22 protein-coding genes are annotated in these 24,492 nt (G+C 49.3%); 17 read left to right on the top strand and 5 right to left on the bottom strand.

Annotated features, from left to right (window positions below):
* The first annotated feature begins 118 nt into the window (after nucleotides 1-118).
* The gene (locus EJL91_RS03595) at nucleotides 119-700 is read left to right on the top strand and encodes an SOS response-associated peptidase (protein ID WP_125140580.1); all 582 of its coding nucleotides are present in this window, start codon (nucleotides 119-121) and stop codon (nucleotides 698-700) included.
* A 532-nt stretch (nucleotides 701-1,232) separates the two neighbouring features.
* Entirely contained in the window at nucleotides 1,233-1,370 is a 138-nt protein-coding gene (locus tag EJL91_RS24760; protein ID WP_206429449.1) for a hypothetical protein, read from the top strand.
* A 607-nt stretch (nucleotides 1,371-1,977) separates the two neighbouring features.
* Here EJL91_RS24760 and EJL91_RS03585 read toward each other — a convergent pair.
* Nucleotides 1,978-2,214: an acyl carrier protein gene (locus EJL91_RS03585; RefSeq protein WP_243125218.1), complete on the bottom strand. Its 237-nt coding sequence runs from the start codon at nucleotides 2,212-2,214 to the stop codon at nucleotides 1,978-1,980.
* Between the two features lie 304 nt (nucleotides 2,215-2,518).
* On the bottom strand, nucleotides 2,519-2,869 hold the full coding sequence (locus EJL91_RS03580; protein ID WP_125140577.1) for a hypothetical protein: 351 nt from the start codon (nucleotides 2,867-2,869) through the stop codon (nucleotides 2,519-2,521).
* A 648-nt stretch (nucleotides 2,870-3,517) separates the two neighbouring features.
* Between EJL91_RS03580 and EJL91_RS03575 the strand changes: the two genes are divergently transcribed.
* The 4 genes from EJL91_RS03575 (at nucleotide 3,518) to EJL91_RS03560 (ending at nucleotide 6,630) form a co-directional block, all read left to right on the top strand.
* Entirely contained in the window at nucleotides 3,518-3,784 is a 267-nt protein-coding gene (locus EJL91_RS03575; RefSeq protein ID WP_125140576.1) for a DUF1905 domain-containing protein, read from the top strand.
* Nucleotides 3,785-3,946: 162 nt separating this feature from the next.
* Nucleotides 3,947-4,864 (top strand): LysR family transcriptional regulator, encoded by a 918-nt coding sequence (locus EJL91_RS03570; RefSeq protein WP_125140575.1) that lies wholly within the window; start codon nucleotides 3,947-3,949, stop codon nucleotides 4,862-4,864.
* A 100-nt stretch (nucleotides 4,865-4,964) separates the two neighbouring features.
* On the top strand, nucleotides 4,965-5,645 hold the full coding sequence (locus EJL91_RS03565; protein ID WP_125141000.1) for a response regulator transcription factor: 681 nt from the start codon (nucleotides 4,965-4,967) through the stop codon (nucleotides 5,643-5,645).
* Nucleotides 5,638-6,630, top strand: a complete 993-nt coding sequence (locus tag EJL91_RS03560) for a sensor histidine kinase (protein ID WP_125140574.1) — start codon at nucleotides 5,638-5,640, stop codon at nucleotides 6,628-6,630. The genes EJL91_RS03565 and EJL91_RS03560 overlap by 8 nt, the downstream gene beginning before the upstream one ends.
* A gap of 26 nt (nucleotides 6,631-6,656) precedes the next feature.
* Here EJL91_RS03560 and EJL91_RS03555 read toward each other — a convergent pair whose 3' ends face one another.
* On the bottom strand, nucleotides 6,657-7,553 hold the full coding sequence (locus tag EJL91_RS03555; RefSeq protein ID WP_125140573.1) for a LysR family transcriptional regulator: 897 nt from the start codon (nucleotides 7,551-7,553) through the stop codon (nucleotides 6,657-6,659).
* Nucleotides 7,554-7,822: 269 nt separating this feature from the next.
* On the opposite strand from EJL91_RS03555, the gene EJL91_RS03550 reads away from it, so the two are divergent.
* The 5 genes from EJL91_RS03550 to EJL91_RS03530 all read left to right on the top strand — a co-directional run bounded on the left by EJL91_RS03550 (nucleotide 7,823) and on the right by EJL91_RS03530 (nucleotide 14,988).
* Nucleotides 7,823-10,141, top strand: a complete 2,319-nt coding sequence (locus EJL91_RS03550) for a helix-turn-helix transcriptional regulator (protein ID WP_164516737.1) — start codon at nucleotides 7,823-7,825, stop codon at nucleotides 10,139-10,141.
* Between the two features lie 253 nt (nucleotides 10,142-10,394).
* Complete coding sequence (locus tag EJL91_RS03545; protein ID WP_125140571.1) at nucleotides 10,395-10,898, top strand: TRAP transporter small permease; 504 nt, start codon at nucleotides 10,395-10,397, stop codon at nucleotides 10,896-10,898.
* Complete coding sequence (locus tag EJL91_RS03540) at nucleotides 10,898-12,184, top strand: TRAP transporter large permease (protein ID WP_341466941.1); 1,287 nt, start codon at nucleotides 10,898-10,900, stop codon at nucleotides 12,182-12,184. Before EJL91_RS03545 ends, EJL91_RS03540 begins: the two co-directional genes overlap by 1 nt.
* An 86-nt stretch (nucleotides 12,185-12,270) precedes the next feature.
* Nucleotides 12,271-13,413: a TRAP transporter substrate-binding protein gene (locus EJL91_RS03535; RefSeq protein ID WP_125140569.1), complete on the top strand. Its 1,143-nt coding sequence runs from the start codon at nucleotides 12,271-12,273 to the stop codon at nucleotides 13,411-13,413.
* Nucleotides 13,414-13,515: 102 nt separating this feature from the next.
* On the top strand, nucleotides 13,516-14,988 hold the full coding sequence (locus tag EJL91_RS03530) for a carboxylesterase/lipase family protein (RefSeq protein WP_125140568.1): 1,473 nt from the start codon (nucleotides 13,516-13,518) through the stop codon (nucleotides 14,986-14,988).
* A 167-nt stretch (nucleotides 14,989-15,155) separates the two neighbouring features.
* On the opposite strand, the gene EJL91_RS03525 is transcribed toward EJL91_RS03530, so the two are convergent.
* Nucleotides 15,156-16,109, bottom strand: a complete 954-nt coding sequence (locus EJL91_RS03525; protein WP_125140567.1) for an alpha/beta hydrolase — start codon at nucleotides 16,107-16,109, stop codon at nucleotides 15,156-15,158.
* 344 nt (nucleotides 16,110-16,453) lie between these two features.
* Here EJL91_RS03525 and EJL91_RS03520 point away from each other — a divergent pair, with 344 nt between their 5' ends.
* From EJL91_RS03520 to EJL91_RS03510, 3 genes are all read left to right on the top strand, one after another.
* Nucleotides 16,454-17,890, top strand: coding sequence for an aldehyde dehydrogenase family protein (locus EJL91_RS03520; RefSeq protein WP_125140566.1), 1,437 nt, complete (start codon nucleotides 16,454-16,456; stop codon nucleotides 17,888-17,890).
* 75 nt (nucleotides 17,891-17,965) lie between these two features.
* Nucleotides 17,966-18,778, top strand: a complete 813-nt coding sequence (locus EJL91_RS03515; protein WP_125140565.1) for an AAA family ATPase — start codon at nucleotides 17,966-17,968, stop codon at nucleotides 18,776-18,778.
* Nucleotides 18,768-19,970 (top strand): vWA domain-containing protein, encoded by a 1,203-nt coding sequence (locus EJL91_RS03510; protein WP_125140564.1) that lies wholly within the window; start codon nucleotides 18,768-18,770, stop codon nucleotides 19,968-19,970. Before EJL91_RS03515 ends, EJL91_RS03510 begins: the two co-directional genes overlap by 11 nt.
* A 33-nt stretch (nucleotides 19,971-20,003) precedes the next feature.
* Here the strand turns inward: EJL91_RS03510 and aroD are convergent, their stop codons facing one another.
* Nucleotides 20,004-20,759 (bottom strand): type I 3-dehydroquinate dehydratase, encoded by a 756-nt coding sequence (gene aroD, locus EJL91_RS03505; protein ID WP_125140563.1) that lies wholly within the window; start codon nucleotides 20,757-20,759, stop codon nucleotides 20,004-20,006.
* A gap of 260 nt (nucleotides 20,760-21,019) precedes the next feature.
* Here aroD and EJL91_RS03500 point away from each other — a divergent pair, with 260 nt between their 5' ends.
* From EJL91_RS03500 to EJL91_RS03490, 3 genes are all read left to right on the top strand, one after another.
* Nucleotides 21,020-21,826: a MerR family transcriptional regulator gene (locus tag EJL91_RS03500; RefSeq protein WP_125140562.1), complete on the top strand. Its 807-nt coding sequence runs from the start codon at nucleotides 21,020-21,022 to the stop codon at nucleotides 21,824-21,826.
* A 301-nt stretch (nucleotides 21,827-22,127) separates the two neighbouring features.
* Nucleotides 22,128-23,078 (top strand): alpha/beta hydrolase, encoded by a 951-nt coding sequence (locus EJL91_RS03495; RefSeq protein ID WP_125140561.1) that lies wholly within the window; start codon nucleotides 22,128-22,130, stop codon nucleotides 23,076-23,078.
* 4 nt (nucleotides 23,079-23,082) lie between these two features.
* On the top strand, nucleotides 23,083-24,393 hold the full coding sequence (locus EJL91_RS03490; protein WP_243125217.1) for an SLC13 family permease: 1,311 nt from the start codon (nucleotides 23,083-23,085) through the stop codon (nucleotides 24,391-24,393).
* Nucleotides 24,394-24,492: the final 99 nt, after the last annotated feature.

Raw genomic sequence — 24,492 nt, 5'->3', positions numbered from 1 at the left:
ATGATTTTGTAGAATGAAAACAATTATTCCCGTCTGTATATATTATCGTTTGTTTCTAATAATAGATGATAAGACTCCCACCCTTAGTTCGGGAAGTAATTGACAGGAGGAATATCCGATGTGCGGCAGATATAGTTTATATACGGATGAGGAAAATCAGGAAATTATAAAAATCATAAGAGCTCTGGACCAAAAGCATCAGGGAAACGAAATGAAAACAGGTGAGATTTATCCGACCAATACGGTCCCAATCCTTTATGCAAAGGATGTAGAGATTACCCCCGAATTGAGTACATGGGGGTACCCGCGTTTTGGATCTGCAAAAGGTGTTATCATAAATGCCAGGTCTGAAACGGCAGAAGAGCGCCCAATGTTCAGAACAAGCTTACACAACCGCAGATGTGCGGTACCCAGTACCGGATTTTTTGAATGGACTCAAAGCGGTGAAAAGAAAAAATACAAGTTTAATTTACCGGAAGACAATATTTTATATATGGCGGGAATTTATAATGAATTTAGAGGAGAAAACAGATTCACTATTCTGACGACCAGTGCGAATAACTCAATTGCAGATGTGCATAACCGTATGCCGGTAATACTTCCGGGAAAGCTGTCGGAAGAATGGATTTTATCAGAGAAATTTGCCCTATCTTATATTCACTCCAATATGCCAGTTCTGAGAAGAGAGATTTCAATTTAGCAGGAATTAAAAATAAAGGTGAAAAGTTCATTCAATGAGCTTTTCACCTTTACCAATGAAGCATGAGTTTAACTAAGATAACTACGTTTCTCCGCCAGTACAGGAGAAACAAAGGCCCTGTCAAAAAAGAAACCTGTTTATACAAAATTGGCCAGATACAAGAAAATCAAATCAGTTTAATGAAGGTTCCTATTCCAACCATAATAAAGGGTTCCTATTAGAATTGACTAAAACAGTTCCTCCTGCAGCTCCTGAGTTCTGGGCTGCGGCCTTGGGGGTGGCTGAGGCTGTGGCCTTGGAGGTGGTAGAGGCCTTGGAGGCTGCGGGGGTCTAGGCGGCTGAGGAGGTCTTGGAGGCCTAGGCGGCTGAGGAGGCCTTGGAGGCTGCGGAGGCCTAGGTGGCTGCGGAGGTCTTGGAGGCTGCGGAGGCCTAGGCGGCTGAGGAGGCCTTGGAGGCTGCGGAGGCCTTGGAGGCTGCGGAGGTCTAGGTGGCTGCGGAGGTCTTGGTGGCCTAGGCGGCTGAGGAGGCCTAGGTGGCTGAGGAGGCCTGGGAGGCTGCGGAGGTCTTGGTGGCCTGGGCGGCTGAGGCGGCCTGGGTGGTAAAGGCGGCCATGGGAACCAGGGCGGCGACGGCTGTGTTGTTCTTTGAATCGCTACTAAGAAGGCATTAGCCTGAGGCGGGATGCTCCTTGTCATACGGGATGAGAATACGACATTCACCCACATACCCCTCTGAATGCAGCATAAACATATGCTTTGACCGAATGAGTTCAAAACCACGGTTCCGCTATTGAGATTTAACCTGATAGTCTGTATGGAAGTAATATTATTTATTTCTGGTACGGAGTAAGATACTAAAATAGATGCACTTAAGTTATTATAGCAGGTAACGTCTTCTACGAATGCATTATTAATTCGCATTACGTTTCCTTGTTGAATCATAGTTCCACGGGGATCGATAGCCATACGGATCTTTCCAAACAGTTTTAATACATTATATGTCGGTTATATTGAAATGTGAGTTCATTTCCGATTATGGAATGGGGGACAAACGGTATTAAGAGAGCGGACAAAAGAATCCTATTAATAGTCCCGGAAAAGGAGGGAGCCGGCTGGGATTGCCTCTTGACAAGTCCATGTTGACAGTCCGATAATATATAAAAAGAAATTTCTGAAAATAAAATCGCAGAACGGCTAGGCGAAAGCAGAACGTTCTATTAGACGTACGGCAAAATTATTTGGAGTAAACAGGAGCCAAAGGGCTTTAAAAGCTGCCGGTTATGAATCAGCCTGCAGCCTTTTTCTCTTCTCCTGACAGATATGTTCCCACACGTCATCCACTGTGATGAAGCTGTCAAAATCGGATTCGTTGATGTCTATCCCGAAACAGTCCTCGATTTCCGTCAGAAAATATACAATTAAAAAGGAGTCCAGGCCGAGGTCGTCAATGAGCTTCGAAGACCCGGTAACCGGAACATCCGTGTATTCCTCTAATATTGCCTTAATCTTATCCATATATTTCATCCCCCGGATTATGTATCGTTTCAGTCCATATTATAATATCATAACAATGAAAAAATTGATAGCTTAAGACATTCCTGCATTATGCCTGCACAACCGTCTCCAGTCTATTTGATTTTTATTTTCCCAGAAAAAGGGGGAGCCGGTCAGGATTGCTCCTGCCGGCATGAGTATGAAAAAGTCTATATAAAAGGTTTTCTTCCTGTTTGATTTATACTATACAGGAAAATTGTGACAAAAGTTTGACCGGACAATAAATAAAAAATAAAAATCATAAAGACTTTCTATACAATACCTTTTATACCGGATCCTGAAACAGGATTTCTCCGTCGAACAGCAGCTCACCGTCGTATTCGATACGAAGCGGCTCATAATATTTTTGGCCGGTTTCATATTTGATCTTTACCGTCACTGCTTTCATTTCTCCGGAACTGTCTCTTACCCTGGTCAGGATAGTGGTCACAGCGCCATTTTCAGAAATAATCCAGTCATCGGATGATTTTGAGTAAGTCAGATCCGTAAGAAAACGGCTCAGTTCCTGTTTAACGATAGAGGAGTATTTTTCAATATCAGGCGCAGATTCAGTTTCGTCCGCCGTGCTGTCTGCCCGGGCTTTACCGGTTTCGTCGATTTTCAAAATATCTAACACACCGGGTGCTCCATCATTGCCGACAATATCCTGAACTCCCTTATAAAAGAGGGGAGTCCCGTGTATAACTAAACTTTGGACGGAGAGAATGAGCAGTACCGAGCATATGGAACAAAGGACGGTTATCACCGTTCTGGCTGTTTTGTTAAATTTCCGGTATTTCCACATCAAGAACAATCCGAGTGGAAAACAAAGAAACAATGCTGCCGCTGTAAAAACGGAGGTTTGGTACAGACTTCGCTTCTCCGTTACCCGCTTTTGCTTTGATGATACATAATCATTAGAGGCCGGCTTCAGCGGAGCCGCTTCCTTTTTGACGGCTTCTCCACAGACAGGACAGTAATTTCCCTCAAAAGTTTCCCCACATCTTCTGCATTTCACAGTACCGCCTCCTTCCACAATGAATTTATTAAAACAGAGGAAATCCGCCCCTCAGTTCAGGCGGTCTATTCGGATGTTTTTATAAATTATACCATATAAAGCAGCGATTGTATATTACAGCGGGGATGGTACTCTGTCTGTATCACTTAACAACTATGCACTGATTCATACAATCTGCTTCGGATAAAGAATAGGGAGATCGGAAATAATTTAAAATAACAACATGAAAGCAGCAGGATTTAATGATTAAGAAAAGCGGAGGAAAATATGACCGGAAAAACATATGAATTTGATGCCGTAATACAAAAAGTACCCGGTATAGATGGAGCTTATATTAATATCCCATTTGATGTGAAAGAAGAATTTGGCAGGGGCAGGGTCAAGGTTTATGCTGAATTTGACGGGGTGCCTTACGAGGGCAGTATCGTGCGTATGGGAACGCCGGGACACATTCTGGGAATTCGGAAAGATATCCGTACGGCTACGGGTAAACAGCCCGGAGACAGGCTTCATGTCTGCCTTAAAGAGCGATAGCAAAATGCACGCAGAAATCTCTAACTGACAGCAAACTGACAGTAAATTAACAGTAAACTAACGGCAATCTAACGCCGTCAAACTATAAATCAGTTGAACTTTTTCCGAAAATCATGGATAATAGAAAGATAAGGACAGGATGATTGTGGGGAGGAGTAATATATGAATTTACAGTGGCTGTATTATTTTAATACAATCGCAGAACTGGAACATTATACCAGGGCGGCGGAGCAGCTTCATGTCAGCCAGTCCAATTTGAGCCATGCCATTAAAGAGCTGGAGGAAGAACTGGGAGCGGAGCTGTTTGAGCGGAAGGGCCGCAATATTAAGCTGACAAAATACGGAGAAATCTTTCTTCCTTATGTTCAGCAGACAATCAATTCCCTGGAAGCAGGTATCACGACACTGAAGGAGTATATTGATCCGAATGTGGGAACGATTGTTCTGGCCGGGTTTCAGTCGATTGCCCAGTTTGCCACCGATCTTATGGTGCGGTATCAGTCCGAGACAAACCGCCTGGAGGTGCAGTTTCAGTACAGCCAGGAAATCTGGAAAGGGATACAGGGAAAACTTCTGGACGGTTCGGTGGATCTGATCCTTGGGACCAGGCTGAGTTATCCGCAGATAGACGCGGCCTATATCGGCACGCATCAATTGGTTGTCCTGGTCCCTGAAGGCCATGAACTGGCCGGGGAAGAGAAAGTGGATTTGAAAAAGCTGGATGGTGAGAATTTTATTGCCTTTGATAATAATGCGCAGCTTCGCGGCCAGCTTGAGAAACTGTTTGGCGAGATGGGGATCCGCCCCAATGTTGTTTCAGAGACGCCGAATGATCAGATTATCTACGGCCTGGTGGCAGCCAGGCGGGGAGTATCGATTGTGCCATATCCTCTGGCAGGGGCTCCGTATAATACAAAGATTCTTCCTATTGCCAACGATATACCCCAGCGGAGGATTTATCTGCAGTGGAATAAGGAACGCTATATCCCTCCGGCTGCAAAATATTTCAGGGATTATATTATCCGCAGCGGAGAGGTGTTTGATCAGTATCTGGAGCATCACGGGATGCTGATACGTTAAGGAATACGATACAGGCGGCAGCCAGGGAGGGCGTTCGGATTGGGCGCCCTCTTTAAATGCGGCGGCCCGTATCTTCAGACATGGACAGGAGAGACGGATGATGCAACGGATTTTTCTGGTTGAGGACGATAAAGCAATCGCTAAAAACCTTATACTTTTGCTCCGTTCGGAGGGATATACGGTCATCCATGCTTCTACGCGCGGAGAAGCTTCCGCCGTGGCGGCCAGCAATAAATTTGACCTGGCGCTGATCGACATTACCCTGCCCGACGGAAATGGTTTTACCGTATATACGGAAATTAAAGAGGCGCAGGATATTCCGGTAATCTTTCTGACGGCTTCCGGTGATGAGGCGAGCGTGGTTACCGGGTTGAACATGGGCGCGGACGATTATATTACCAAGCCGTTCCGGCCTCGGGAGTTAATTGCGCGGATTGGCACCGCCCTGAGAAAAAGGGGACGCAGCGGTTCGGTATTTGAAATCTGCGGTCTGCGTGTCGATACGGCAAGCGGCATTGTAAAAAAGAACGGCAGCGAAATTTTTCTTTCCGCTTTGGAATACCGTCTGCTGCTGGTGTTTATTAACAATCCCCAAAGTATCATAACGAGGGGGCGTCTGCTTGATGAACTGTGGGATGCGGCGGGAGAGTTTGTCAATGACAATACATTGACCGTATACATCAAACGCCTGCGGGAGAAAACGGAGGATGATCCGGCAAACCCGCGTATCATTCTGACGGTCCGGGGAACGGGATATAGATTGGGGGATGGGAATGCTTAGAAACAGGGAATTCCGGAGGTTTGCCATCGTATATGCCGTGATGGCGGCAGCCGTTACATTACTTGGCTTTCTGATGAATACGGCCGCCGGATTTCTGGCCGCTTTTTCCGCCGCCGCCTTTGGCGCTTCCTTTTGTGTGTTTACCAAAGCCAGATATAACAGCATCGCCCGGCTTTCCAACCAGATCGATCTGGTGCTTCACAATGCCGACCGGCTGGAGATTGATGCTCTGGATGAGGGAGAACTCTCCATTCTGCACAGCGAAATCACGAAAATGATGCTGCGCATCCGGGAACAGAACGATGCCCTGAAAAAAGAGAAGATCCATCTGGCCGATTCTCTGGCCGATATTGCCCATCAGCTCCGCACGCCGCTGACATCCGCCAATCTCACACTGTCTTTGATGGAAAATTGCAGGGATGAGCAGGAACGGAAGTCATTTGTGCGCGAAACCGAAGAATTGCTTACGCGGATGGACTGGCTGATTACCTCCCTGTTAAAAATATCTCGTCTGGATGCGGGGGTTGTAGAATTTCAGAGTGAGCCGGTCGATGTAAACGCCATAATTAACGCTGCGCTCCGGCCGTTTCTCATCTTTATGGAGCTGCATGAAATAGAAGTGGAGAAGGACGTACAGCCGGGAGTATCCATTCGGGGAGATTCCGGCTGGCTTTCGGAAGCAGTCCAGAACCTTCTCAAAAACTGTATGGAAAGTGTGGGAGATCACGGTAAATTGCAGATTTCCTGCACGGAGAATCTGCTGTATACAGAAATAAGCATTCATGACAGCGGCGCAGGTTTTAAAACGGAAGAGCTGCCCCGTCTGTTTGACCGGTTTTATCGCGGTAAGAGCACAAATAAGGCGGGATATGGGATTGGCCTGGCTCTATCCAGGATGATTATCATACGGCAGGGCGGGACAATTACCGCAAAGAACCACCCGCAGGGCGGCGCGGTATTTGTCATCCGTTTTCCTAAAGAATAAATATAATATTCTTATTACATGTCCCATCAGCCGGGAGAAGAGCAGGCATACCGCTGTACAATCAGATTGCGTACGCGCTGTACGGCCGGGGTGAGAGGCCGGCTCCGATCCCAGGAGAGATAAACGGTCCGGAGGAATTCTTTTCCCTTATCGTCAATCGGAATCGCCCTCACGCGCTCTGTCTTCATGGCCGGTACCTCGGGCAGAATCGATACGCCGAATTTCAGGGCCACATACTGGAGGGCGGCATTACATTCCCGGACCTCAAAAACGACATTGGGTATTACGCCGCGCTGGGTGAATACGTGGTCGAGCTGTTTGCGCAGACTGCTGGCCTTATCGAGCATCACAAGCGGTTCCCTGGCAAAGTCTTCAAAGGTGACATAGGAGCGGCCGGCCAAAGGGTGCTCCAGAGGAACGGCGAGGTACAGGGGCTGTTTCATAATCGTGATGGAATCAGCCCATTCATCGCGGTGGGTGCAGAATGCCAGATCCAGTTTTCCGTTCTTTAGAAGGCTGAAAATATCAAAAGAAGTGTCCTCGGTAAAATGGAACCGGATCTGCTGATTCTCGGGAAGGCGGTAAACCTCCTCAACCATGGATGGAATCAGGGAGGACGAGATGGAATGGAAATATCCGAGGCGCACCACAAGCGGGGCGGTGCCGGCCATCTGCTTTAATGTATTGGTTCCCTCCTCCATCAGCATCAGGGATTTCTGTACATAGGGCAGAAAACGTTCGCCGTAGTCAGTCAGACAGATTTTCCGGTTTTGTTTCTCAAACAGCTTGACACCCAGCTCTTTCTCCAGCTCGTTGATGGAGTAGCTGAGGCTCGGCTGTGCGATATGAAGTTCCTCCGCCGCATGTGTATAATGAAGCACACGGGCCAGAGTGTCAAAATATTGTAATTGCAGCAAAGTCATGATGACACCGTCCTTTTTTATGTATCACGCCCACATCTGAATTCAGAACTTAAATCCAATAAGCGCAGGTTTCTCATTGGATTATATCATAAGCTACAGCGGATTTCTACAAAAACCGCCTCTATCATAGAATCCCTCTATCAACACAAAAGAATACTGGTATTAGACATGTCCAAAGGGAATCGTTATACTGAAAATGATAAAAATGGGGATATTACGGCCAAAATGCAGAAAAATACCGGCAGAAAATGGCCAGGGGAGAAAAATGTATGGGACATTTCAGTGTTTCAGGCTGCTTCTGTAAAATAAAGAACAGCCTGTTTGCGAGAATTTTTATGGGACTGATTCTGCTGTCCCTGGGGATGGTACTTTTTATGGGATTCTGGATGAACAATATGATCAGCCAGAACTACAGGAAGCAGGCGGCGCTGTCGGGGGTGAGCCGCTTGAAACAGACGGATGAATCGATGGAGCTGCTTATCAATGTACTGGGCCAGAACATGGCCCAGATGATGTGGAGCAATGATTTTATTACATATATGATATCTCCCGGGCGCGTCGCTCCGGAACGCGATTACCGGATTGGACGCCAGCTTAAGTCCATCGGAAGCGGAAGCGAGCTGGTGCAGAGCGCCTGTCTGTATTCGCCCCTGGCCGGTGAAATCCGGGACAGTGAGTCGATTTTTCAGGCGGAGGAGTTTGAGGACTGGCCTATTCTCAGGGAGCATCTGGAGGAACAGGCGCCGGACCGGCAGAAAATCAGTAGAAAGACCGGCACGATGACCACGACCACGGTGATGTCAAAAGAAGGGCGGATCCTGGTTATGCAGGATTTGAACATTGCCTCCCATATCGGGACGCTGATGTATGAATTGAATGTACAGGCGCTCGGAAGTACGCTGGGGCTTAAGGGAGCGTCGGGGGAGACAAAAATTTACATTTATGATGAGAACCGGGAGGCATTTTTTGAAGATCTGCTTGCCTATGACACGATAAACCCGGATTGGGAAAATGACGGGATGTTTATCAGCCAGGAAAATCTGGCGGAGCTGGCAGGGCACAGTACCAGGGGATTTTACCGCTATGATTCGCCGGAGACCGGCCGGATTTATCTGATGCCGCTCGATACGGGAAATCTATCCGTGAGAGTTATGGATGTCCTGCCCATGTATCTTATGGCGGCGCTGGTTTTCCTGGCGCTGAGTATTGTGTTTGATTACTATATCAGTTATTTCATTTACCGTCCCATCAACCGGCTGATGAAGCTGGTAACCCAGGCCGACGGCAGGGAAAAACAGTCGGGAGATACGGAAATTGATTTTCTGGAGGGAGCTTACTGCGATGCCATGGACCAGCAGAGCCAGCTCAAGGGAGTGATTGCCAATATTGCCCCGGAAATCCTGGACTCCATGCTTAAAAACCTGATGGTGGGAAAGACGATTGAGGAGGAGCGGGTCCGCGAAATTCTGGAAGGAGTGGGCAATCCGATCCTGGTGAACAGCCGCTACCTGGTTCTGGCCTGCAAACTCAGCGAACCCAGGGAGAGAAAAGGAACCGATGTGGAGCTGAACCTGCATCTGCTGTCCATCAAGAAACTGGTGGAGGGGATTGAGATTTTGGATTACCATATTTACGATATCCGCACCGAGAAAATGATCGTGGGTATTGTCATGGGATTTCCGCCGGATTACCCTGTGGTGGCAATTAAGCGGGAATGTGCGAAGCTGTCCAGGCTTTTGCAGCAGCTGGGGGAGAAAATTCCTTATGGGATTCAGCTGGAGCGGGGCAGTATTTACCAGAATATCATGGATATCCGTTACGCCTATAAAGAGGCGGTGGGGAAACTTCAGTATCAGCAGTATCTGGACAGCAGCGAGGTAGAACAGGAAGAAGAGAACGACCGGGATACGGACCGGATTGTCAACCGCCGTTATTGCCAGGAGAGGACAAAGGCTCTGGTGGAGCAGGCTTCCCAGGGCAACCGGGCGGAGACGGAAAACTTGCTCGGCCAGATTCTGTCCGATTTGAAACGCGATATCACGGATTTAGCGGAATTCAGAAATATGGCCCAGCTTTTTTTGGACGAGCTGACGGAGAAAGTCATAACACTGCCATTAAATGAGGAAGAGCAGGAACTTCTGGAATCGGTCCATGCGGTGACGGCGCTGGGGGAACTTTCAACCAGGGAAGAGCTGTCGGCGCGTGTCCTTGAAAATGCCAGGATCGCCGTCGGGCTTCTGCACACCTATAACAAAAAGAACAGCTACCGGTATGTGAAGCTGGCAAAAGAATATATTGCACAGAATTACGCCGACAGCAATCTGTCATTAAATGACGTATGCGAACATATTGGAATCAGCGCTTCTTATCTCAGCGAACTTTTTAACGAAATCAGCGGGGAGAAATTTTCGGCTTATCTGGCTTCCTTCCGGGTAGAAAAGGCCAGGCAGCTTCTGCGGACTACTAATGTCACGATCAAGGAGATCGGCTTTTGCTGCGGTTTCAACTCCGTGCAGAATTTTATCCGCGTATTCAAAAAATATACGGACCAGACTCCGGGAAATTACCGGGGAGGACAGGATTCATAACCGCAAAGCTACGATCCGGTACCCTCATATTCACCGCGAATAACAATTTTTCGAATTGGTAACATTTCCCCGGAAACCGTGAAAAATGTGTGCTCTCCACAAAAAAAGTCCGTATACCAGCGGACTTTTTCCTGTTATTCTGACTTTACGGACGGCGGGGACGGGAAATTTTCAATCCCTCTATCCGCAGGAGGAGCGGCAGCGCCGCAGACCGTAAATAATATAAGGGGAAGTGGAAAGGAGGGTTTCCAAAGTGAAAAAATTTTGGAAATGGTTCGATGAGAATTTTGAAGAATGTCTTTTAATGATTCTTTTGATTCTCATGACGGCAGTTATGTTTGCACAGATTATCATGCGTTTTGTCTATCGGGAGTCAATGTCGTGGCCGGAGGAATTCTGCAGATTCTCATTTGTTATCTCGGGATTTTTATCAATCGGTTACTGCATTCGGAAGAATAAGATGCTGAAGGTGGATATCCTGGTGGGATTTTTCCCGGATTCGGTTAAGAAGGTATTTGATTTGGCCGGACGCATTGTCACTCTGATTTTCTTTACGTATTTTTCTTATTACGGCTATTTCGCAATGATGAATTCCGTGCGGGGCGGCATGAAGAGTCCGGCTATGGAAGTGCCGATGTACGTGCTTTACGGCTCCGTGTTTATCGGTTCCGTGATAGGCGTCATCCGTCAGATTCAGGATTTGGTGAAATGGTTCTGGAAGAAAGACAGGAAAGATAATAAGGAGGTGGCAGAATAATGTTAGGATTAGTTTTTGGGGCGTTTCTGGTTGCAATGGTCCTGGCCCTGCCGATGGCGGTTGCCATGGGACTGGCGACAGTGATTCCGCAGCTTATTAACAGCAGCTTTCCGGGAAATATGAACTATATTATCCAGGCAATGATTTCCGGGCTTAATACAACTCCGATCCTGGCGGTACCGCTCTTTATGCTGTCGGGAGCCCTCATGACAAGGGGAGGAATCTCAAAGCGTTTATTTGATATTTTTGCAATTATTGTTGGAAAAAGGACGGCCGGCATCCCTTGTGCCGTTGTCATCACCTGCCTGTTTTACGGTGCAATTTCCGGTTCCGGGCCGGCTACGGCGTCGGCGGTTGGAACCATGTGTATCCCGATTCTGGTCAGTCTGGGATATGACAAGGTATTTTCGGCGGCCATTGTGGCGACGGCCGGAGGACTGGGCGTGATTATCCCTCCCAGCATCCCGTTTATCATGTTCGGGCTGTTCACGGGAGCATCCGTTGGAAACCTGTTTAAGGCAGGAGTCCTTCCGGGCTGCCTGATCGCTTTCGTCATCATGTTTTACTGCTGGTTATACTGCAAAAGAAAGGGTGAGGACAAGGAGAAAATTGCAGCCAATTATGAGGCGCTGAAGGCAAGGGGGTTCCTGAACATTTTTATGGAAGGTTTCTGGGCTCTTCTGACTCCCGTCATTATTCTGGGCGGTATTTATGGAGGTTTCGTCACTCCCACGGAGGCGGCCTGTATTTCCGTTATCTACGCGCTGATTGTATGCCTGTTTGTTTATAAGAGCATCACATTCAGGGATATCCCGCAGCTTTTTAAGGATGCCATCGCTTCCTATGCGCCGATTCTCATGATGATTGCCCTGGCTCAGGGATTCAGCCGCGTTCTGATTCTCTTAAAGGCATCCAACGTGATACAGACGCTGATTGGGACGACAATTTCTAATAAATATATGCTGTTTGTCGTTTTACTTCTGCTTTTGCTGCTGATCGGCATGTTTATGGACGTCGGACCGGCAGTTATGATTATCGCACCGATTATCATGCCGGTTGCCACCGGATTCGGAATTGACCCGATTCATCTGGGCGTTGTTATGGTTACGGCTCTGGCTGTGGGATTTGTCACTCCGCCTTTTGGAATGAACCTCTTTGTCACGGCCCCGCTGGTGGAAATCCCGGTTGTGCGCCTGGGTGTAAAGACCGTGCCGTTTATCGGCTGCTTCCTGCTGGCGCTGCTTCTAATTACATTTATTCCGGCTATCAGTTTGTGCCTTATATAAGACAGGAACAACAAAACAGGAACAACAAGTGAAAAACAAATAAGTACGATAAAAAATAAAAACATATCATTTCAGGAGGAATCATAATGAAAAAGAAAATTATTGCGATTACATTATCGGTATCAATGGCTCTGTCCATGGCGGGCTGCGGCGGCTCCGGCAAGGAAAGTTCGGCCACGGCCGGTCCGGAGACAGCGGCAAAAGCTGCCGGAGAGAGTTCGGATTCCGTTACCGCTTCTGCGGGAAATGCGGAGCTTATCGCGATTGCATCGGAAGGGCTGAATACAAGTATTGCCTGCGATCCGATTGAACTTTCGCTTGGCTGTTCCGGTACGGTGGACGGCACCGTCATGGGAGACGCCATTTATGCAGCAATTGAGGCGGCAAAATCATGGACGGACGGGAACTTTGTTGTGAATTTTTATCCGGGCGGCCAGCTTGGCGGTGATGTGGAACTGATTGAGGGAGCGCAGATGGGAAGCGTGGATATGTTTACGGGAGCTCCAACCTCCCAGGTCGGCCTGATTCCGGAGCTGGCGGTGCTGGATATCGGCGGCCTGTATACGGACGTAGACTCTGCCAATCAGGTTTTATCAAACTTTAAGGATCAGCTGGAACCATACTACAATAAGGCAGGCCTGCATCTGGCTACGCTGTATGCACCTGATTTCCGCATTCTGTCCAGCAACAAACCGGTTACAACGGCAGCAGACCTTCAGGGACTTAACATCCGTACCCAGGAGAATAAATACCATATGGCGTTCTGGAAAGAGCTGGGAACCAATCCAACGCCTCTGGCCTTTGGAGAATTATATATTGCCCTTCAGCAGGGAATGCTGGATGCAGAGGAAAATCCGTGGGCCTCTATCGTTGGGGCCAAACTCTGTGAAGTACAGAAATATGTTGTGGAGACGAACCACATCCCGTTTGTAAGCACTTATGTGATGAACAAGGCAAAATATGACGGTATGAGTGAAGAGCAGAAGCTTGCCTGCGACCAGTTCGTACTGTTTTGCGAGAGATATCAGTTAGCAGGAACCGCTGATGACGACGCCAGAATGTCCAAACTGTGCCAGACGGATTATGGCATTGAGGTTACGCCGGTAACAGATGAGATCAGGGAGCTGTACGGTAAGGCATCCCAGGTGGTAATCGACATGATGAAAGAAAACATCGATCCGGCTTTTGTGGACAGCTACGTTGAGGCTGCCAAAGCCGCTGCAAAATAATACATAATTGAGATAAGAGTTCGGTCCGGGGCGGTCAGACGACAGAAATGTTTTATGATACGCCCAGGGCTGGACTCTTACTGTGGAAGGTAGGTCAGACAGATGAGAGAAGTAACGGTTGAAAATGGAAAAATCCTTGGAGTGCCCTGCGGGTGGCCAAGTATCACGGCCTTTTACGGAATCCCGTATGCGGCGCCGCCGACAGGAAAGCGTAGATGGAGAGCGCCCGAACCGGCAGCAGGCTGGGACGGCGTGAGAGATTGCGCCAGGGCATCGGCCAGGTGTTATCAGCTCGGAGTTGGAAAAGGAAGCTTTTATGAGAAGGAATTTTATCCCTGTGAGGAGGAGATGAGCGAGGATTGTCTGTACCTGAATGTATGGACGCCTGCGCAGTCTGCGGATGAAAAGCTTCCCGTCCTGTTCTGGATCCACGGAGGGGCGTTTATGACCGGATATGGCCATTCCGCCCATTTTGACGGGGAGCATTTTGCCAGAAAGGGCGTAATTCTCGTTACGATCAATTACAGGCTTAATATATTTGGATGGATGGTCCATCCGGAACTGGATAATGAGAATGAGTATGGCATATCGGGAAATTACGGGCTGTTAGATCAGATTGCGGCTCTTCGCTGGGTCAGAAGAAATATTGCTTCATTCGGAGGCGATCCCGAGCAGATTACCCTGGCCGGACAGTCGGCCGGAGCATGCTGTGTGCAGGCGCTGGTGTGTTCCCCTCTGACAAAAGGACTTTATGCAAAGGCGATCATGCAGAGCGGAGGCGGCCTGTCTCCATTTCCGGATATGGAGTTTCCAAACCTGAAAAAGGCGGAAGAACGCACAAGTCTGGCTGCTCTCGGAGTTTCTACGATAGAGGAGGCGAGGACGCTGTCCGGGGCGGAACTGCTGAAACGGTGGAAAGAGACGATGCCGGGCCCGGAGCTTCAACGCGGGCCGGTGGTGGACGGATATGTCCTGGAGAAAAGCATGGTGGAATGCTGCAGGGCCGGTGAGACGCCGAAGATGCCTTGCCTGATTGGATATACGGCTATGGAGGGCCTGGTTTTTGCCAGGAACAGAGGCCATCTGGAACAGGTGATGCAGGAGGCGCTGGGAGACAAGGCCGGGGATTATCTCGCTCTCTGCCCGCAGGATGGCCCGGAATTTGCCGAATATCAGAAAGCCATGGCAACGGAGCTGCTGCAGAGCGCGGCGGAGGCGTTTGCCGAACTGCGGGAGTGTCAGGGGAAGGGTCAGACCTTCATTTACAGCCTGGAACGCATGCTTCCGGGGGATGATATGGGACCGTTCCATGCGGCAGACCTGTGGTATGTGTTCCGGACGCTGATGCGTTCCTGGAGGCCATGGGAGGGAGAGGATTACCTCCTGGCCGACGCCTGCAGTACCTACTGGGCGAACTTTGTAAAATATGGCACGCCAAATGGAAAAGGAGACAGTGCGCTTCCAAAATGGGAGCCGTATCGGGCAAAACAACCCCTGACAATGAGACTGGACAAGCAAATTGAGATGTTTAAGAGACCCGCGAATGCAAGGGTAGAGTGCAGGAAAAAGATTTAATTGAAGAAGGTGGACGCCTCTGAAAGACGGCGGAGTGGAAGGCAGTATATGAGTTTTCCGCCAATTGAACCGAACCAGCAACAAGCTCCTTACCAATCAATCTAATTGGGAAGGAGCTTGTTGCTGGTTTGCTTGGTTTATACGCCGTTAAGTGCGGTAAAAGAAAACTAAAATTCGCCAATCTCCATCCCGAATTCCCTCCGAAGGGAGGCGCACACCCCATTGTGAACCCATCTTGTCAGCGGGTGATCCACGACGCAGAATCCGTGGCCGACACGCGGCGCGACAATGACTTCGCAGGGAACTCCGGCTTTCAGGAGGCGGTTTGCATAGGCCAGCCCGTCGTCGCGGAGCGGATCGTATTCGGCCGCGATGATATAAGTGGCGGGAAGATGTCTGAGATCCCGGCAATACCCGGGCATTGCATAGTAATTGGGCATTCCTCCATTGTATCCGTTATCATTGAGGTAAATGTATTCCACCGATTCCCCGAAGGAACCGCTTCCTAACGAGTACTGGCTGTTCTGGATGGTGGAGGTAAAGGTCTCTATGGTCAGGGGAGGGCAGTTGAGAATGCTCATCGTGATCTTCGGTCCTCCGTGGTCTCGGGCATACAGGGCCAGACCGGCCGTCAGGTTGGCTCCGGCGCTGGTGCCGTGGACGGCAATGCGTTCCCTGTCGCCGCCCAGCTCACCGCCATGTTCGTAAATCCAGTTCAGGGCCGCGTAACAGTCCATAAGGGGAGCCGGGAAGTGGATGCTTTCATTGCAGAGCCGGTAGTCTACGCCGATCACGATACAGGGCGTGTGCTGTGCCAGATAGATACAGCGGTAATTATCTATGTCCAGACTGCCGCCGACAAAGCCGCCGCCGTGAACCTCCAGAAGCATCGGTGCGTGTTCCGGCAGATTGGCCGGTGTATAGACGCGCAGGGTGAGAGGATTCCCGTCCGGGCCGGTTATGGTGATGTCCTTCATGGTCATTCCCTCCGGAAGAACATAGCCGCTGATATATTTCCTCTGTTCTTCACGGGCTTTTTCCTGCTCCTCTTCCGAACCGTTGGCAATGATATCGTACAAATTCAGATGATATTCATAGCCTGGATAAGCTGTTTCATTCATGATAATACCTCCTGTTTAGCGATTGATTTTGGCCGGCGGTCGGGTCCGGGAAGAAATGTACCTGCCGCCGTCTGATAAATTTATCTTACTATACCTTTCTACAAAAGGAAATTGACGCTTTTTCCTGTTTGGACAACTGCTTTGGAATTCACAAGAAATGTTAACGATAGTGAAAAATGTTAAACCCCGAAAATCAATAGATTCTCTCTATGAACATGAGAGAATTCCGGTATTAGACTTTTGGGGCCGCGGCATATATACTGAAATTACCGTAAGGACAGGTTAACAGCAAACGTATTGAACAGCTGCACTTAAACTATATAATGTAAAGGAGAATTACAATTATGGCAAAAGAAGTAACCCCAGAGCAGATCCAGATGATCGAAGAAATGGTAGCACGCGCACGCGTTGCAGCCGACATTATCGCTACATATGACCAGGAGCGCGTTGACCGCCTCTGCCAGGCTGTCGCTGCCGCTGTATGCGATATGAAAGTATGGGCTCCAATCTGTGACGAGGCTGTTGATGAGACTTCCCTCGGCGACAAAGTCACAAAGAGAAACAAACGCAACAAAATCAAGCTCATCCTGAGAGACTGCCTCCGCGCTAAGAGCGTCGGCATCATCGAGGAGAATAAAGAAAAAGGACTTGTGAAATATGCAAAACCAGTCGGCGTTATCGCTTCCCTGGTTCCAACCACAAACCCATGTTTAACACCTGCAGGACAGATTATCTACGCGATCAAGGCAAGAGACGTAATCATCTGCTCCCCGCATCCACGTGCTAAAAACGTAACCAACAAGTGTATTGATATCATCCGTGAGGCTCTTGTACGCGAAGGCGCACCGGCCGACATCATCCAGGGTATCAAAGAGCCGTCCATCTCCCTGACCAACGAGCTGATGAAACGTGCAGACCTCATCATCGCAACAGGCGGCCGCCCAATGGTTAAATCCGCTTACTCCGCAGGTGTTCCTGCATACGGTTCAGGCGCAGGAAACGCAACCGTCATCATCGATGACACCTGCAACACACCGGAGCGTCAGAAAGAGGCAGCCAGCAATACACGTATTTCCAAGACATCCGACTTCGGTTCAGGCTGCTCCTGTGATGGCAACCTGGTAATCCATGAGTCTATCTACGATGATTTCGTAAAGGCTCTGGAGGCAGAAGGCGCTTACCTTGCCAACGAGGAAGAGGCTGAGATGATCAAGAAGGTTATGTGGGATGAGACAGGCCACCGTCTGCCGCAGACCGTAGCCATCAGCCCACAGAAGCTGGCTATGATCGCCGGATTCGAGATTCCGGAAGACCGCAAGTTCATCGCAGTAACAGGCGGCGGAATAGGTGAGATTGGAAAAGAGTTCTTCTTCTCCAGCGAGAAACTGACCACACTGTTAAGCCTCTTCAAGTACGAGGGAGAGTTTGAGAATGCCCTGACCATGATGCAGGCTATCTTCAACGTAGGCGGAAAAGGCCACTCCTGTGGTATCTACTCCTTCGACGACGAGCACATTCACAGACTTGGAATGGCAGCTCCCGTATCCCGTATTATGGTACGCCAGCCAAACAACAGAGGTAACTCCGGTTCCTCCACAAACGGAATGCCTCCAACATCATCCATGGGCTGCGGAACATGGGGAGGAAACATTGTTTCCGAAAACATCGCATTAAAGCACTACATGAACACAACATGGGTAGCACGTCCTCTTCCGGAAGATATGCCGTCCAATGAAGAACTGTTTGGTGACTTCTTCAAACCAGGTATGGACGAAGAATAAGTTTGATAGTAACATAAAGGCAGGGCGCAGAGCAAAGGTAAGCTCTGTGCCCTGTTTTGGAGGAGGAAAATAACAATGCTGCAATTTCACGGAAATGAGAACTATATAGCGTCGGATGAACTGATCCGCAGTGTCAACATAGCGGCTGCGCTTAAAAAGCCGCTGTTAATAAAAGGCGAACCAGGAACCGGCAAGACGATGCTGGCGGAAGCAATTGCAAAATCCATGGACATGGAACTTTTAATCTGGAATATTAAGTCCACCACCAAAGCGCAGGACGGGCTTTACGTCTATGACACGGTCCAGCGTCTCTACGACAGCCAGTTCGGCGAGGAGGGTGTGGGCGACATTGCAAAATACATCCGTCTCGGCAAGCTGGGAGAGGCTTTCAAACGGGAAAAACAGGCGGTGCTTCTCATAGACGAGATCGATAAGGCCGATCTGGAGTTTCCCAACGATCTTCTCTGGGAGCTGGACCAGATGGAATTCTATATACCGGAGACGGGGGAGACCGTAAAAGCGAAGGTGAGGCCGATTGTCATTATCACATCCAACGCGGAAAAGGAGCTGCCCGATGCGTTCCTGAGACGCTGTATCTTCCATTATATCGCGTTTCCCGATGCGCCGATGATGGAACGGATTATTAAAGCGCACTATCCGGATCTTGAGGAAACACTGATTGGGGGTGTGTTGGATGCGTTTTACAGGATACGTGATATGAAGGGAATTCAGAAAAAACCGGGAACTTCGGAAGTTTTAGACTGGATACAGGCCCTCCATATCGGAGGGATTCCAATCGGCACACTGGAAAAGGAAATCCCCTTTGCAGGCGTTCTTCTGAAGAAAACAGAGGACTTAAAACAGGCGGAGAACCGATATGTTTACTGATTTCTTATATATTCTGCGCGGTTACGGCATGAAAACCAGTCTAAATGAGTGGACCTGCCTGATGGACGCGCTGGATTTGAATCTGAATGAAGCCAGCCTGACGGAATTTTATCACATGGCGCGTTCAATCCTGGTGAAGAAGGAGTCTGATTACGACAGGTTTGATCAGGCGTTTTTAGAGTACTTTAAAAATATAAAAGAACAGGACTGCCTTCCGGAGGAGCTGGCCCGCTGGCTTTCGAGGGCAATGACGCAGACGCCTTTCGACAGGGAAGAAGCGGACGCGGCCTGGGGAAAGATGGATATCGAAGAGATACGCCGTCTGATGGAACAGAGGCTGGCAGAGCAGAAAGAGCAGCATCACGGGGGAAATAAGTGGGTCGGAACCGGAGGAACCACAGCGTTCGGCCATTCCGGCTACGCGCCGAAAGGAATCCGCGTCCATGGGGCCGGAATGAACAGAAGTGCGTTAAAAGTGGCGGCGGAGCGTAATTATAAGGACTTCCGCGAAGATAAGGTACTGCAGTTAAGGCAGTTTCAGGTGGCGCTCAGAAAACTGAGGCTTTTGTCCAGCAAGGAGGACGGGGCTAAAACAGAACTGAATGTGACAAAAACCATTGAAAAGACCTGCGATCGGGGAGGGCGTCTGGAACTGGTGATGGAGCGGCCGAGAAAGAACCAGACGAAGCTTCTGCTTCTGATGGACAGCGGCGGGTCCATGTGGGCTTATGCCGATATGTGCAACCGTCTCTTCCAGGCTGTGAACCAGGCATCCCAGTTCAAGGATTTGAAGGTGTACTATTTTCACAACTGCTTTTACGATCAGCTGTTTACCGAGCCGGGCTGTTCGTGGGATGACAAGATTTCCACGGAGTGGGTATTCCAAAACCTGAAACCGGAATATAAGGTAATTATTGTAGGGGACGCACTGATGGCTCCGTCCGAACTTCTGGAGCCGGGAGGCACTCTTGATTATTACCACGAGAATGAAAAAGAGGGGATTTACTGGCTGAAGGCGCTGAAGAAACGTTTCCCGTCATCGGTCTGGCTGAATCCATTACATGAGAAACTCTGGGACTACGATGCCGCTTCCCGGACCATCGGTCTGGTACGCGAATGTTTTCCCATGTTCCAGCTGACGGCGCGCGGCCTGGAGGCGGCGATCAAAGAACTTAAAAAGGGGGAGGCGTAAATGAATACGCCTCCCTGAATGCATATACCGTTCTTATGCAAGACTTGTTATAAAGTTGGAGAGCAGATCGGCGGGGAGCTGGCCCGGGGCGGATGCTTTGCCTGCGGTGCCGAAGGTGATGGCGGAACCAAATACGCTGCCGCAAATTCGGCTGATGGCGCCCTGACGACCCATGGACATCGTGATAACGGGCGTCTCCTGATGTTCCTCCCTCATCGTGAGCGTGGCGTCGAGCAGTGTCAGTACATCGCGGTCATTCCGGGGCATTACGGCAAATTTGGCAATATCGGCCCCGAGCTGCTGCATCTCACAGAGATGGCCTACAATCTCCTCCTTGGAAGGCGTTGAGGCGGTGTCGTGGCGGGAGGCGATAATCTTCACCCCGGCCTGATGGGCGGCTTCTACCAGCGTTTTCATCGTATCATCGCCCCTTGAAAGTTCCACATCGACCAAATCCACGAGGCCGCTCTCTATGGCGGCAAGATTCAGGGCAGTGTAATCCTCCGTGCTGAGTCTCAGCTTTCCTCCCTCTAGGTCGGTACGGATCGTGAACAGGACCGGAATCTCCTTAAGCAACTCGCGAAGATATGCCATGGCCTGAAATCGCACCTGCGGATTTTCAATATTCTGGTAAAAATCCGCGCGCCATTCTACAAAGTCGAAGGGGGCGTTTTCCATTGCTTTGACGGACTGACGCAGTCCATCCAAATTCGTGTCCGTGAGCGGAATGCAGATTTTCGGGATTCCTTCTCCGAATACAACGTTTCTGATTTTTACTGAGGCATTCATGGCATCTTCTCCTTATACGCGGTAAAAGCAGGCCTTCCCGGCTTTTCACCGCCACCAATTAAAGGTTTTTCAAAATGTTTTGTTACAGTATAAGAGCAATACGGACTTCTGTCAAGAGTTTTTTGCTTTAAACTGCTAAAATTTAATGCTTTAAATCGTAAACGCGGCTTTTTTGTGCGATTGTACGTCAAAAAATACAGCCAAGAGGTGAAAAACGTGATATTTGAAGACGTTATTTCCACAGTACAAAGGAGAATTATATGGACGAAAAAAACATTGGAACCCTGGCACGTTTTATGGGAGTTTCTCCCCACACGATTAAATACTATGAAAAGATCGGAATTCTGACTCCGGAACGGGACGAAAAATCCAATTACCGGAGATATCAGCTGAGCATCTGTACGGATCTGTCCGAATGCATCCGATACCGCAGCATGGGATTTTCGCTGAAGGAACTGGATGTCCTGAGAAAAACAGCGGACAGCCGTCTGCTTGATGAAATGCTGATGGAACGACTCCGGGCGGTGGAGGAAGAACTTTTAAAGCTGACAGGGATTCGCAGCTTTCTTAAGGAGTACATGGAGGAATGCAGACGCGCAGAGGAGGAGCTGGGGGAGTGGTATATTGAGCCGTTTTCTCAGATCATCTACTGCAGGATGCAGACGGAAAATCTGCTGTTTACGGGGGAGAACCTGGCCATGGACGCCTTAAATATCATGGACTATGCCCCGGAGACAACGGCGGTTGTGACTCTTGACAGAGAATATATGGAGGGCGGGGAAAAGAAGTATTCATGGGGGCAGAGCCTGAGCTTTATGGAGGAACAGCCGGTGTTCGAAGAGCACCCGGAATTTATTTCCCTTTCCCCTAAAAAGGTGTTCATTGCCTACAGGCGGTATACGGGGCATTTTGTCTCGAATGGGGCGATGGCGGAGGATATTAGAATGGCATTCCATGAATATGCACCCAACTTTCCGGATTCCGTATATGCATTCAGAATCAAAATCACGCGCGGCGGGGACGGCACTGACTGGCACTATTTTAAGATTGTGGTGCCGTTAAAATAAGAGTCTGGTTCGTCGGTCCTGCTTTGAGCAACCTGCGAGCGGCTCTCAGGTTGGATGTCCGGAGCGGCGTAAGAACTTGGAGAGGAACGGATTACAGGCAAAATAGGGGACGGATTTTTAAAAATGATAGACATAAGCCGGATAAAACGGAAGAGGAAAAGGGAAAAAACGGACAATTGATGAAAATTCTGCATGAATGCAATCAAAACATGTATGAATCAGCCACCCTGAAAGTGTTGAGCTGAGAGCGGCTTTCACATTTAAAATCAACTCAATCAAACTATATCAGGGAGGAACCGATATGAAACTGACACCATATCCAGGTTATGAAAATCATTTGAGATCTTATTACAAAGATGGTTCAGAGGAAACAATGAGGGCAAAGAAGGCACAGATAGAAGACATGATGAACTATGAGGTGCCGGAGGGGATGACCATTGTGGACCGCACGATACCGGGAACCGAGGAGGGAACGGTGCTGAGGCTCCGCATCTATAAACCGGCCGGCCTTCCTGCGAAGGCGCCTATGATTATGGACATCCACGGCGGCGGATGGGTCGGAGGAAACCTGGACATTGACAACGGCCGCTGTATTGAATTGGCATGGAGGACACCAGCCATTGTGGTGAGTGTCGAATACAGGCTGACGACAAAGGAGGTCTATTTTCCAAAACCTTTGATGGACTGCTATACGGCGTTTATGTGGCTTTATGAGCACGGTGAAGAAATCGGAGGAGATCCGGAGCGGATCGGAGTGCACGGGACAAGCGCAGGCGGGAATATGGCGGGCGGCCTGGCGCTTTATTTGAGGGATACCAACGGGCCGAAGGCGGCGCTTACGGTTCTGGTATGTCCGCAGCTGGCGCTGAGCCTGACCGGAGACACCTCCTTCCAGCAGCTTCCCCAGATTGTAATGCAGTCGGAGAATAAGGCGGAGTGCCCGGAGGCCCTCTATCTGGGAGGATATAACGGGCAGAGACCTTCCTACTACGCATTTCCGGGAGAGTGTCCGGACCTGCACGGCCTGGGGCCGCACTGCATCGTAGCGGGAGAGTACGACGCGTTCCGGGACGATGCCAGGGAATATGCCGGAAAACTTTTCAGAACAGGGGTACCGTGTGAAATTTTCGTGGCTCCGAGGATGGGGCATGGATTTCTGACGGTGCATCACCCGTTCACCGATCTGGTGCATGAATATATCAGCAGCTCGTTCCGCAGGGAATTCGGCATGATTCAGGGGAAGGAGGCATGAATTTGTGAGTATTTTGAATATAATGGCCATCACGATGATGGCCGCGGTCATTGTTTTAATCCTGACGAAAGTCATTCCGATGAACTTTACCCTGTTTCTCGTGCCGGTGGCGGTTGCCCTGGTTCTCGGATACAGTCCCGCTGAGATCAGCACCATGGTAGTGGAGCAGTTTGCAACGACAATGCGCTCCTCCGGTTATATGCTCATATTCGGTCTGCTGTATTTTTCCATGCTGACCGAGACCGGCATGTTTGACCGGATTGTGGGAAGCATCACCGGACTCATTGGTTCCAGGATGAATGTCGTCATCATCATGGTTCTGACCACCGTAATTGCGGCTGTGGGGATGCTGACAGCCAATATCAGCACCTGCTATCTTGTCACCTTTCCGATTATGATGCCTCTTTATAGAAAATACAGGTTCAACCGGGTCCATGCGTTTATCCTGGTTCAGACGGCGCTGGCCGCCATGTGTTTTATCCCGTGGGGCGTCGGAATTGCGATGTCGGCGATGATGGCGGAGTGCGATACGCTTGAGCTGGCTTCGGCCTCCATTCCGTGGGCGCTGTGCTTTATCCCGGTTATCATTGCCCAGTGGGTTTATTTTGCCTGGCTGCATAAAAAGGAAGTGGGGACGCTTGGGCTCCCTGAACAGGGAATGGCTGAAAACGGTGCAAAAGAGGAGAACAAAGGAAAGGAAAACGCAAGGCCGAAGCTGTTCTGGGCCAATCTGGCAGTCTTTATTGCCGTGATTGTGGCGCTGGCCGTCTATAAAATACCGGCCTACTTTGTTTTTATCATTGTGTCCTGTATTACCGCCCTTTTAAATTATCCGAAAACCTTTGCCGATATGTGGAACAGGACGGGAACCATGATATTTAATATCATTCTGATGCTCCTTTCCATCTCCGTCTACATTGCGGTATTCGCCCAGACGGGAATGGTCGAGTCCTTTGCCCAGTTAATCGTAGGCATTTTTCCGGGAGGAACGGCAAAATATGCGTTTATCGTCCTTCTGGCCGTGAGCGTTCCGGTGATTCGGTTTGTGCCGTATCAGTTATACAACGCGATGTATCCGCTTCTGATTTTTATCGGGGCCCAGTTTGGATATAGGCCGATTGAAATTATCGCTCCTTATGTGTGCAACCTGGCGCTGGCGACCGGCGTAACGCCTGTCAATGCGTCGATTTATGTGGCTGCGCCTCTGCTGGAGACGGAAGTGGACGGCATTGTAAAGAAAGGCGTTTCGATTATGACGGTCACGAACATACTTGTTATGGTGCTGGCGGCGGCAGTTGGAATTTTGAGATTATAAACAGAAAAGAGAAAAGTCCCCTCCGTACAAACGGTTTTTTATCAGCCGTTTGTACGGAGGGGACTTTTTTTATAATATCTTAATTTCCTTCTCCGATTC

Source organism: Clostridium transplantifaecale, from assembly GCF_900626075.1.
Classification (GTDB): Bacteria; Bacillota; Clostridia; order Lachnospirales; family Lachnospiraceae; genus Otoolea; species Otoolea transplantifaecalis.
This window is presented reverse-complemented; position numbering and strand designations above follow the sequence as displayed.